Annotated in this window: 11 protein-coding genes; 7 read left to right on the top strand and 4 right to left on the bottom strand. The window is 70.4% G+C overall.

Annotation, left to right across the window (positions count from 1 at the left end):
• Window positions 1-125: 125 nt before the first annotated feature.
• From A5701_RS11560 to A5701_RS11585, 6 genes are read left to right on the top strand one after another with little or no spacing between them, the layout of a single operon-like run.
• On the top strand, window positions 126-860 hold the full coding sequence (locus A5701_RS11560; RefSeq protein WP_067752858.1) for a GntR family transcriptional regulator: 735 nt from the start codon (window positions 126-128) through the stop codon (window positions 858-860).
• On the top strand, window positions 857-1087 hold the full coding sequence (locus A5701_RS11565) for a ferredoxin family protein (protein WP_067752861.1): 231 nt from the start codon (window positions 857-859) through the stop codon (window positions 1085-1087). The genes A5701_RS11560 and A5701_RS11565 overlap by 4 nt, the downstream gene beginning before the upstream one ends.
• Window positions 1088-1101: 14 nt before the next feature.
• Complete coding sequence (locus A5701_RS11570; RefSeq protein ID WP_067752865.1) at window positions 1102-2490, top strand: ABC transporter substrate-binding protein; 1389 nt, start codon at window positions 1102-1104, stop codon at window positions 2488-2490.
• A complete protein-coding gene (locus A5701_RS11575) occupies window positions 2487-3344 on the top strand; it encodes an ABC transporter permease (RefSeq protein ID WP_067752868.1) in 858 nt (285 codons plus the stop codon). The genes A5701_RS11570 and A5701_RS11575 overlap by 4 nt, the downstream gene beginning before the upstream one ends.
• A complete protein-coding gene (locus tag A5701_RS11580; protein ID WP_067752871.1) occupies window positions 3341-4093 on the top strand; it encodes an ABC transporter ATP-binding protein in 753 nt (250 codons plus the stop codon). The genes A5701_RS11575 and A5701_RS11580 overlap by 4 nt, the downstream gene beginning before the upstream one ends.
• On the top strand, window positions 4090-6789 hold the full coding sequence (locus A5701_RS11585) for a fumarate reductase/succinate dehydrogenase flavoprotein subunit (RefSeq protein ID WP_067752874.1): 2700 nt from the start codon (window positions 4090-4092) through the stop codon (window positions 6787-6789). The genes A5701_RS11580 and A5701_RS11585 overlap by 4 nt, the downstream gene beginning before the upstream one ends.
• Window positions 6790-6853: 64 nt before the next feature.
• Here A5701_RS11585 and A5701_RS11590 read toward each other — a convergent pair whose 3' ends face one another.
• The 4 genes from A5701_RS11590 to A5701_RS11605 form a co-directional block, all read right to left on the bottom strand.
• Window positions 6854-7393 carry a GNAT family N-acetyltransferase gene (locus tag A5701_RS11590; protein ID WP_067752877.1) on the bottom strand — a complete coding sequence of 180 codons (540 nt, stop codon included), beginning with the start codon at window positions 7391-7393 and terminating at the stop codon, window positions 6854-6856.
• Between the two features lies 1 nt (window position 7394).
• The gene (locus A5701_RS11595; protein WP_067752880.1) at window positions 7395-8600 is read right to left on the bottom strand and encodes a serine hydrolase; all 1206 of its coding nucleotides are present in this window, start codon (window positions 8598-8600) and stop codon (window positions 7395-7397) included.
• Between the two features lie 4 nt (window positions 8601-8604).
• On the bottom strand, window positions 8605-8970 hold the full coding sequence (locus tag A5701_RS11600) for an STAS domain-containing protein (protein WP_067752883.1): 366 nt from the start codon (window positions 8968-8970) through the stop codon (window positions 8605-8607).
• A 79-nt stretch (window positions 8971-9049) separates the two neighbouring features.
• Window positions 9050-9682: a class I SAM-dependent methyltransferase gene (locus tag A5701_RS11605; protein WP_082969727.1), complete on the bottom strand. Its 633-nt coding sequence runs from the start codon at window positions 9680-9682 to the stop codon at window positions 9050-9052.
• 203 nt (window positions 9683-9885) lie between these two features.
• On the opposite strand from A5701_RS11605, the gene A5701_RS11610 reads away from it, so the two are divergent.
• The gene (locus A5701_RS11610) at window positions 9886-10317 is read left to right on the top strand and encodes a cellulose-binding domain-containing protein (RefSeq protein WP_067752889.1); all 432 of its coding nucleotides are present in this window, start codon (window positions 9886-9888) and stop codon (window positions 10315-10317) included.
• Window positions 10318-10447: the final 130 nt, after the last annotated feature.

Raw genomic sequence — 10447 nt, forward strand, 5'->3', positions numbered from 1 at the left:
GGCCCGCCGGCTCCCGGTTTTGGCTGGTCGCCGATGAAAGCGCCCCGGCGCAATGCCCCGAGGCGCCGGCGGGGGCCCTCGTCGCTCGGCCGAAAAGCGCGCGTGAGCCGCGTTAGCGTGGCCGCGTGGCGCAACCGATCAGCAGCGAGCCCAGGGCCGACCGCGCCCGCCGGGTCGCCGACGTGTTGCGCCAACAGATCCACGCCGACGCCTATCCCGCCGGGTTGCCGGCCGAACACGACCTGGCGGCCGAATTCCTGGTGTCGCGCAACACCGTTCGCGAGGCGCTTGCGCTGCTGAAGCACGAGGGGCTGATCGACCGCGGGCCCAAGGTCGGCACGCACGTCGCCCAGCGCAAGTACTCGCACGGGCTGGACGCGTTGCTGGGGCTGAAGGAGACTTTCAAGAACCTGGGTGAGGTGCGCAACGAGGTGCGCGCCGCAATGCCCGTCGCCGCGCCGCCGTCGGTGGCCCGCCGGTTGGGGCTGGCGCCCGGCGAACAGGCGGTCTTCATCGAACGCCTGCGCTACCTCGGCGACCTGCCGCTCAGCCTCGATCTGACCTACCTGGCCCCGGGTATCGGGGAGCAGGTGCTGCGCCATCCGCTGGAGACCAACGATGTGTTCGCGCTCATCGAAGAGGTCAGCGGGCAGCGGCTGGGCTCGGCGTCGCTCGCGCTGGAGGCCATCCCCGCCGACGCGCATTCGGCGGCCACCCTGCAGGTGCCCGACGGGGCCGCACTGCTCATGCTGGAGCGGCTCACCAGTCTCGCCGACGGCACACCCGTTGACTTGGAGTACATCCGGATGCGTGGCGATCGAATCACCATGCGCGGCAGCCTGACAAGGAGCGATACATGACGCTGGTCAACAACACCCGGGCCGACGTGCCGGTGACGATCGACGAGTCGTTGTGCATCGACGGCTGCACCCTGTGCGTCGAGGTCTGTCCGCTGGACGCGCTGGCGATCAACCCCGACACCGGCAAGGCATTCATGCACGTCGACGAGTGCTGGTACTGCGGCCCCTGCGCGGCTCGGTGTCCGACCGGCGCCGTCACCGTGAACATGCCCTATCTCCTCCGCTGAAACCCGATGCCATCATGAAAAAGCATGCCCTCCGGCTGCTTTCGGTGGCGAGCGCGCTGGCCGTGTTCGCCAACGGGTGCTCGCTGGAATCGTTCTCGCAATCCTCCGGCGTGGTCAACGTCGTGGTGGGATACCAGTCGAAGACCATCAACACGGTGACCGCCGGCACGCTGCTGCGTGCGCAGGGCTACCTCGAGCGGCGGCTCGCCGACATCACCACCCGCACCGGCACCAGATACGCCGTGCGCTGGCAGGATTACGACACCGGCGCCCCGATCACCGCCCAGATGCTTGCCGAGAAGATCGACATCGGATCGATGGGCGACTACCCGATGCTGATCAACGGGTCCAAGACCCAGGCCAACCCGCTGGCCCGCACGGAAATGGTGTCGGTCACCGGCTACAACCCCAAGGGCGCGCTGAACATGGTTGTGGTGGCGCCCGATTCGCCGGCGACCGCGCTCGCCGACCTGGCCGGCGCCAAGGTGTCGGCCAGTGTGGGCTCCGCGGGCCACGGCACGTTGGTGCGTGCGCTGGGCAGGGCCGGCATCACCGGCGTCGAGGTACTCAACCAGCAGCCCCAGGTTGGCGCGTCCGCGCTGGAATCGGGTCAGGTGAACGGGCTTTCGCAGTTCGTCGCGTGGCCCGGGCTGCTGGTGTACCAGGGCAAGGCCAAGCTGCTGTACGACGGGGCCGAGCTGAACCTGCCGACGCTGCACGGCGTGGTGGTGCGACGCGCATATGCGTCCTCGCACCCGGAGGTGCTGGCGGCGTTCCTGCAGGCGCAACTGGACGCCACCGACTTCCTCAACGACAAGCCGCTCGAGGCGGCGCGCATCGTCGCCCAGGCCAGCGGTCTGCCGCAGGAGGTGGTGTACCTCTACAACGGCCCCGGCGGGACGTCGTTCGACACCACGCTCAAGCCGTCGCTGATCGACGCGCTGAAAAGCGATGTGCCCTACCTGAAATCGATCGGTGACTTCGCCGACCTCGACGTGGGGAAGTTCGCGGTGGACGATCCGCTGCGCGCGGTGTTCGCCGCCCGCGGGCTGGACTACGCCGCCACCCGGGCGCGGGCCACCAACCCGTCCCTGCTCTCCGGCGACCCCGCGCTGACCAGCGAGCTGTGGTTGGACGGCGCCGACACGACGAAGACGGTCGCGACCCCCACCGGCTTGCTGCGGGCGATCGCCGAGGCCACCGCCCGCGGCGGGAAAATCCGCGCGGCCTACGTTCCCGACGCCGAGCTCGGCACCCGGTGGTTCGCCGACAAGGCGGTGTGGGTGAAAGACGGCCGAAACTATCTGCCGTTCGGCACGCAGGCCGGGGCGCACCGGTACTTGGGGGCCCACCCGGGCGGCGTCGTGATGAATTACCAGCAGGCACTGGGAGGTTCGGTATGACCGTCGAAGCAGTGGCCGACCGGGCGCCCGGCGTGATCCCGACGCCCGCGCTCGCGCATCCGCGGCGGCGCACCTCCGCCTGGGGGTCGCGGCTGCTGCGGCTGGCGTCGGTGCTGGCCGCAATCGGGTTGTGGCAGTTGCTCACCGCGGGCAAGGTGCGGCTGCTGCTGCGGTTCGACACCTTGCCCACCGTCACGCAGATCGTGCACGCGCTGCAGCGGCGGCTCGGTGCCGGCGAGTACTGGCTCGACCTGGCGCAGTCGTTGATCCGCATCCTCACCGGCTTCGGGCTGGCGGCCGTGATCGGCGTGGCGACCGGTGTCCTGCTGGGCCGTTCGCGCCTGTTCGCCGACCTGTTCGGTCCCCTGGCCGAGTTGGCGCGCCCCGTCCCCGCGATCGCGATCGTGCCCGTGGCGATCCTGCTGTTCCCGACCGACGAGGCGGGCATCGTGTTCATCACGTTCCTCGCCGCCTACTTCCCGATCATGGTCAGCACCCGGCACGCCGTGCGGGCGCTGCCGACCCTGTGGGAGGACTCGGTGCGCACGCTGGGCGGTGGCCGGTGGGCGGTGCTGACCCAGGTGGTGCTGCCGGGCATCTTGCCGGGCGTGTTCGGCGGCCTGTCGGTCGGCATGGGCGTGGCCTGGATCTGCGTCATCTCCGCCGAGATGATCTCGGGCCGCCTCGGCGTCGGCTACCGCACCTGGCAGGACTACACCGTGCTGGCCTACCCGCAGGTGTTCGTCGGCATCATCACCATCGGCGTCCTCGGGTTCGCCACGTCGGCGGCCGTCGAGTTGGTCGGCCGGCGGGTGACGCGCTGGTTGCCCCGAGCACAGGAAGGCTTGCGATGACCACTGCGGCACAAACCGGAACCAGTCTTGAGCTCGAAGCGGTTCGGTTGTCCTACACCGGGACTCCGGTCATCGACGGGCTGAGCCTGACGGTGCGCCCCGGGGAGATCCTGGTGCTGACCGGGCCGTCGGGCTGCGGCAAGTCGACGCTGCTGCGCGCCCTGGCGGGGCTGCTGCGGCCCGACGCGGGCCGGGTGCTGGCCGACGGCGCGGAGGTCACCACCACCTCGGGTGACCGCGGCATGGTGTTCCAGGACAACGCGCTGCTGCCGTGGCGAACCGTGCGGTCCAACATCGAGCTGGCGCTGCGGCTGCGCGGCGAGCCCCGGGCCACCCGTCGCGCGCAGGCCGAGCGCTGGATCGACGAACTCGGGCTCGCCGGTTTCGGCCACTTCCTGCCCAAAAGCCTCTCCGGCGGGATGCGCCAACGGGTCCAGCTCGCCCGCGGCCTGGCGGGTGCGCCCCGCGCGGTGATGATGGACGAGCCGTTCGGCGCGCTGGATACTCAAACCCGGGCGGCCATGCAGCGGCTGTTGATCGACACCTGGCGCACCCATCCCACGACGATCGTCTTCGTCACCCACGACGTCGACGAGGCGCTCGCGCTGGGGGACCGGATCGTCGTGCTGGGCCGGGCCGGGGAGCCGCCCCGCGCATCCATCGACGTGCCCGATCCGCGCGGAGAGCTGCCGAGGGACGGGTTGCGCGCCGAAATCATTGCCGCCCTGGGCAACTTGGTGGCGGCATGATGGAGATCCCGGACCCGGCGACCCCCCTCCGCCTCGACTGCGACGTGCTGGTCATCGGCGGTGGGACCGCCGGCACCATGGCGGCGCTGTCGGCCGCCGAGCACGGCGCCCAGGTGCTGCTGTTGGAGAAGGCCCACGTCCGGCACTCCGGCGCGCTGGCGATGGGCATGGATGGCGTGAACAACGCCGTCATCCCGGGCAAGGCCGAACCCGAGGATTACGTTGCCGAGATCACCCGCGCCAACGACGGAATCGTCAACCAGCGCACCATCTATCAGACCGCCAGCCGAGGATTCGCGATGGTGCAGCGGCTGGAACGCTACGGGGTGAAGTTCGAGAAGGACGAACACGGCGAGTACGCGGTGCGCCGGGTGCACCGCTCCGGCTCCTACGTGCTGCCCATGCCGGAGGGCAAGGACGTCAAGAAGGCGCTGTACCGGGTGCTGCGGCAACGGTCGATGCGCGAGAAGATCCGCATCGAGAACCGGCTGATGCCGGTGCGGGTGCTGACGTCCGATGGCCGCGCCGTCGGCGCGGCGGCGCTGCACACCCGCACCGGTGAATTCGTCGCGGTCGGGGCGAAGGCGGTGATCCTGGCCACCGGAGCGTGCGGGCGGCTGGGGCTGCCCGCGTCGGGCTATCTGTACGGCACGTACGAGAACCCGACGAATGCCGGCGACGGGTACGCGATGGCCTTCCACGCGGGTGCGGAGCTGTCGGGAATCGAGTGCTTCCAAGTCAACCCGTTGATCAAGGATTACAACGGGCCGGCCTGTGCGTACGTCGCGAACCCGTTCGGCGGCTACCAGGTCAACGCACACGGTGAGCGGTTCGTGGACTCCGACTACTGGTCGGGTCAGATGATGTCGGAGGTGAAGAGCGAGATCGATTCCGCCCGCGGGCCCATCTACCTCAAGGTCTCCCACCTGCCCGACGAGACGCTGACCGCGCTGGAGAACATCCTGCACACCACCGAACGGCCGACGCGGGGCACCTTCCACGCCAACCGCGGCCACGACTACCGCACCCACGACATCGAGATGCACATCTCCGAAATTGGTTTGTGCAGTGGGCATTCGGCTTCCGGGGTCTGGGTCGACGAACACGCCCGCACCACGGTGCCCGGGCTGTACGCCGCCGGCGACCTGGCCTGCGTCCCGCACAACTACATGATCGGGGCGTTCGTCTTCGGCGATCTCGCCGGCACCGACGCGGCCGCGGCCTGCGCGGAAATCACTGCGCCGCAACAACTTCCGGGCGACCAACTGCGCGAGGCGCACGACCTGATCTACCGGCCGCTGCGGCATCCGGACGGCCCGCCGCAGCCGCAGGTCGAATACAAGTTGCGCCGGTTCGTCAACGACTACGTGGCACCGCCCAAGACGGCGGCCAAGCTGTCGATCGCCGTGCGCACCTTCGACCGCATGCGGGCCGAGATCGCCGAGATGGGGGCTCGCAATCCGCACGAGCTGATGCGAGCCGTCGAGGTGTCGTTCATCCGGGACTGCGCCGAGATGGCCGCCCGATCGTCGCTCACCCGCACCGAATCGCGCTGGGGCCTCTACCACGACCGCGCCGACCTGCCCGGCCGCGACGACAGCGAGTGGGGCTACCACCTCAACCTGCGCAAGGGCGCCGACGGCGAGATGGTGTTCCTGAAGCGGCCGGTCGCCCCGTACTTCGTGCCGGTGCCGGAACTGGACGGCCTGCCGCCCGCAGACCAGACCGTGCGGGCGGTCGAGGAGCCGCCGCTCGTCGGCGGCCAGGCCCCGGCCACCACTGCGTCCCGGATCGCTTCGGCCGCAACGTCATTCGAGCCGCCCTCGCCGCGCATCGCCGAAGTCCTGGCCCTCGAGGAGCCGACGATCGCCGGGCTGCGGCCGTACCTGAGCGACCCCGACCCCGGCGTGCGCCGGACGGCGGTGGCCACCCTCACCGAACACATCCCCGAGGGCTATGCGCCCGCGTTGGTCGCCGCGCTGGACGACGCCGACGCCGCCGTACGCCGCACCGGCGCCGAGGGGATCCGCGAGCTCGTCGAGGTGCTACCCGAGCCCGACGCCGTCCAGCCGCGGCTCAGCTCGGGCGACGTGGTGGTGCGGGCGGCCTCGCTCTACGTGCTGGCCGCGCGCCGGGTCGGCGACCCCGAGGACTACCGCCGCGCGCTCACCGATCCCGACCACCGGGTGCGCATCGAGGCCGTGCGGGCGCTGGTGTCCGTCGACGACGTGGCCGGGGTGGTCGCCGCCACCGGTGACGAGAGCCGCGAGGTGCGGATCGTCGCGGCCGCCGGGCTGGCCACGCTGCGCGGCGGCGGCGAGGCGGTCAGCGCGCTGAGCACGGACCCGGACCCGTTGGTGCGCGCGGCCGCGCTGGCCGCGCTCGGTGAGCTTGGTTGCCGCCCAGCGGATCTCGCCGCCGTGAAAGCGGCGTTGCGGGCCCCGGCGTGGCAGGTGCGGGAGGGGGCGGCGCGCGCGCTGGCGGGCGCGCCGGCCGACGTCGCGGTGCCGGCGCTGGCCGAGGCGCTCGCCGACGCCCATCTCGACGTGCGCAAGGCGGCCGTGCTGAGCCTGACCCGCTGGGCCGGCGAACCCGCCGCGCGCGATGCGCTGAGCATCGCCCTCAAGGACGGCGACGCCGACGTGCGGGCCTACGCGCGCCGCGCGCTCGACCACGCGCGATCGACTGTGCGCTGAGGGCTTTCAGTGTGCGCTCAGGGCGGCGACACGCCGGTAAGCCCCGCCTTGGCCGCACACCCGTTCAGCGCAGGATCCTCGCGTAGAGCAGGCTGTCCTGCGGTTCGAGCCCCAGGTTGGGGTAGACCGCGTGGCGGGCCAGGCGCCCCTCCAGCACGAACCCGGCGCGCTCCAGCAACCGGGCCGAGCGCTCGTTGTCGACGTTGCACGTGGCCCACACCCGATACACGGCCCGGTCGCTGTCGAGCGCGGTCAGCAGCATGTCGAGCACCTCGCCCATCAGGCCCTTGCCCCACCATCGGCGGCCGAGGCAGTAACCGATCTCCACCGAGTGCGGCACCGGGCGCCGGCAACTGGTCAGCCCGACCACTTCACCGCTGTGCCGCAATTCGATCGCCCACGTCCGCTCGTCAGGGGTGGCGTTGAGCTTTTCGGTGATCACCCGCCGCGTCGCCGCCACGTCGGGATGCGGCGCCCACATCAGGTACCTGGTGACCTCGGGATCGCGGGCGACCCGCTGGAACAGCGCGCCGGCGTCCTCGAGCACGGGCCTGCGCAGCACGAGGCGGGGTCCGGTGATGCGGTCGGGCGGATAATCGACCACGTCAGAGGCCGAGCGCTTGATAGGTCCGCCGGACGAATTTCGGTTGCGCCGATTGCAGTTTCGCCAGCGACGTGTTGCCGGCGATCGCCGCCGCCACGTCCGCGGACATGTCGGGCAGGTTCTGCACCAGGTACAGCAGAACCAGGTCGGCGGTCGGGTCGGCCTGCCACCACGTCCCGTAGGCGCCCGGCCAGCTGAACGTCCCGAGCCCGCCCGGCCCGAACAGCGGCGCGCTGCGGGCGGGGTCGGTAACCACCGACAGGTTCAGTCCGAAGCCGCGGCCGACCCAATAGGGCGCCCCGAGGAAGTCGTGGCGCTTCTGTTCGTCGGTGAGCCGGTCGGTCCGCATCAGCCGGGCCGACTCGGGGGAGAGCACCCGTACGCCGTCGATCGTCCCGTCGCCCAGCAGCATCCGCACGAACCGCAGGTAGTCATCGGCGGTCGACCACAGCCCGCCGCCGGCGTTGCAGAAGGACGGCGGCTTGATGTGTGGCGGGCCCATCGCGTCATGGTGCAGCCGGCCCTGCCCGTCGAGCCGGTACATGGTCGCCGCGCGGCGGCGCGCGTCGGGGGACACGAAGAATCCGGTGTCGGGCATGCCGACCGGACCCAGGACCCGTTCGTCGAGCACCTCGTTGAACGGTTCGTCCTCGATGCGCGACGCGATCACGCCGAGCAGGTCGATGGAGTGGCTGTAGGTGAGCCGGTCACCGGGCTGATGCACCAGCGGCAGCTTGGCCAGCTCGGCGAGCCAGGCGTCCGGGCCCTGGTTGAACGGCAGCCGCACGTAGGCCTTCGCGATCGGCCCGGACACCGAGAAGCCGTAGGCCAGGCCGCTGGTGTGGGTGAGCAGGTCCTCGATCAGGATGGCGCGCCCGAGCGGGTGCGTGCGGTCGAGCGGGCCGTGCGGGTCGTCGAGCACCCGCACGCCGGCCAGCTCCGGCGCCCAGCGCACGACCGGGTCCTTCAGCGTCAGCTTGCCCTCGTCGACCAGGCTCATCACCGCTGCGACGGTGACCGGCTTGGTCATCGACGCGATCCGGAACAGCGTGTCGCGCTGCATCGGCAGGCCGGCGTCCACGTCGCGGTAACCGATTTCGTTGACCTGCAGGATTTCTCCGCGCTGCCAGATCAGCGTCAGCGCGCCGGCGAGCAGCCCCGCGTCGACCACTTCGCGAATGGAGGCCGCATTGACGTCGAGATTCACCCGGTCAGGTTAGCTCCGGGCCGCGGGGAGCCCCGGCCAAGGCCTCGTCCACGGTGGGGTAGAGGTCGATGAACTCGTCGAGCCCGACGATGCGCAGCGGCCGGCTGGTGGCCGAACCGTCGGCCGCGACGCGCAGCGAGGTCGGGCTGTTCTCGGTCAGCCGATGTACCTCGACCAGCACGGTGATGCCCGCGGAGGACAGGAAGTCGACCTCGGTGAGGTCGATGACCAGCACCGCGGGCGTGCCGGCCAGGGCAACGTCGATGTGGGTGGCCAGCGACGGTGCGGTGATGATGTCCACCACGCCGCTGACCTGCAACACCACCGCATCCCCGGCTTCGCGGCGGGTTACCCAGAACTCCTCGCTCACGCTCCGAACGTACTTTCTTCTCGGCGGCGGCCGACCACCCGGGCCGAAAACCCGCGGTCGCGACGAGCGGCCGGTTCGGTCAGCGCCGTCGCGCCCGGACGTACCAGAACGCCATCTCGACTTCGGCGCCGTCCACTTCCCGGCGCATCGTCGCGGGCTGAAGCGACTCGATGTCCCACCCCGCGCCGCCGAGCACGTCCCGCAGCGTCTGCTCCGAGACCGCCGGCCGGGGCCAGCGCTCGTCGGGGGCGTTCGCGTCCGAGAAGCAGCTCATCAACAACGTGGCGCCCGGTCTGGTCGCCCGGTGTACCGCGGCGGCGTAGCTGCGTTTGCCGTCGTCGTCGAGGCAGTGGAACATGCCGCTGTCGATCACGGTGTCGAAGGCGTCGGAATAGCCCTCCAGCTTGGTGGAGTCGGCCACCGCGAACGTGACGTCGACTCCGGCGTCATTTGCACGGCGCTGGGCGGTCACCAGCGCGGCGGGCGAGATGTCCAGCCCGGTGACTCCGAAGCCGTTGCGAGCCAGATAGATGGCGTTGTCGCCGAGCCCGCAACCGATGTCGAGGACCTCGCCGTGGACCCAGCCGCCGTCGTGCCAGGCGACGACGCTGTCTTTGGGCGCTTTGGTATCCCAGGGGGGTGTGGCCATCGGTGGGATGCCTTCGCCGGGGCTTTCGCCGCGGTAGAGCGCGTCGAAGTCCATTCGCTGCATTCGGGAGAATCCAGAGCCCGTCATTTTCGCCAGGGTAGCGCGACACGGCGTCGCCGCGAGGCGGGCACGAACCGCCCCGGCCGCGTGGCAACGCGGCGTCGTATCGAGGCCAAAATTTCATGACGGTTTCGGTTGGGCAAAGGTACTGCAGCGTGCCGCGATGCGCCGGCCGATAACGCCCGCTTGCCTTTAATGTGGGCCGCATGGCCGAACTGAACAAATACGTGAAGCGCTGGCGCACAGCCCTTCACGTATCCGTGTCGGCATTGCTGGTCGCCACCTTCGGACTCGCCGTCACCCCGGCGGCTCATGCGGCCGCGCCCGCCTCGGCGACGCTGTCGGTGGAACATGCGTGGCAGACCGGTTTCATCGCCAACTTCACCGTCACCAACTTGAGCCTGGTGCCGCTCACCGATTGGCGGATTGACTTCGACATGCCGGCCGGACAATCCGTCCTGCACACCTGGAACAGCAACATCACCCAATCGGGCACCCACTTCACCCTTACCCCCGCGAACTGGAATCGCAGCATCGCACCCGGCGGTTCGGCGACGGGCGGCATGAGGGGCGCGCTGACCGGTTCCTTCACACCCCCGTCGAATTGCGTGCTCAACGGGCAAGTTCCCTGCACCTAGGGGCGGTCTCGCGGCCCTCGCCGCGGTAGAGCGCGTCGGAGTCCGTTCGCCCCTCCCGGGCGACGGCTGAGCCCACCATGCCCCCGCCGTGAAGCGCAACGAGTTGTCGCTACGAGGCGGGCACAGCGGG

The organism is Mycobacterium sp. E3305 (assembly GCF_001666785.1).
In the GTDB taxonomy this organism is placed as follows: domain Bacteria; phylum Actinomycetota; class Actinomycetes; order Mycobacteriales; family Mycobacteriaceae; genus Mycobacterium.

What these genes read in the sequence shown, in the direction of transcription:
- A5701_RS11565 (WP_067752861.1), top strand. Translation starts at nt 857, where the DNA reads ATGACGCTGGTCAACAACACCCGGGCCGACGTGCCGGTGACGATCGAC.
- A5701_RS11570 (WP_067752865.1), top strand. Translation starts at nt 1,102, where the DNA reads ATGAAAAAGCATGCCCTCCGGCTGCTTTCGGTGGCGAGCGCGCTGGCC.
- A5701_RS11575 (WP_067752868.1), top strand. Translation starts at nt 2,487, where the DNA reads ATGACCGTCGAAGCAGTGGCCGACCGGGCGCCCGGCGTGATCCCGACG.
- A5701_RS11580 (WP_067752871.1), top strand. Translation starts at nt 3,341, where the DNA reads ATGACCACTGCGGCACAAACCGGAACCAGTCTTGAGCTCGAAGCGGTT.
- A5701_RS11585 (WP_067752874.1), top strand. Translation starts at nt 4,090, where the DNA reads ATGATGGAGATCCCGGACCCGGCGACCCCCCTCCGCCTCGACTGCGAC.
- A5701_RS11605 (WP_082969727.1), bottom strand. Translation starts at nt 9,682, where the DNA reads ATGCAGCGAATGGACTTCGACGCGCTCTACCGCGGCGAAAGCCCCGGC.
- A5701_RS11610 (WP_067752889.1), top strand. Translation starts at nt 9,886, where the DNA reads ATGGCCGAACTGAACAAATACGTGAAGCGCTGGCGCACAGCCCTTCAC.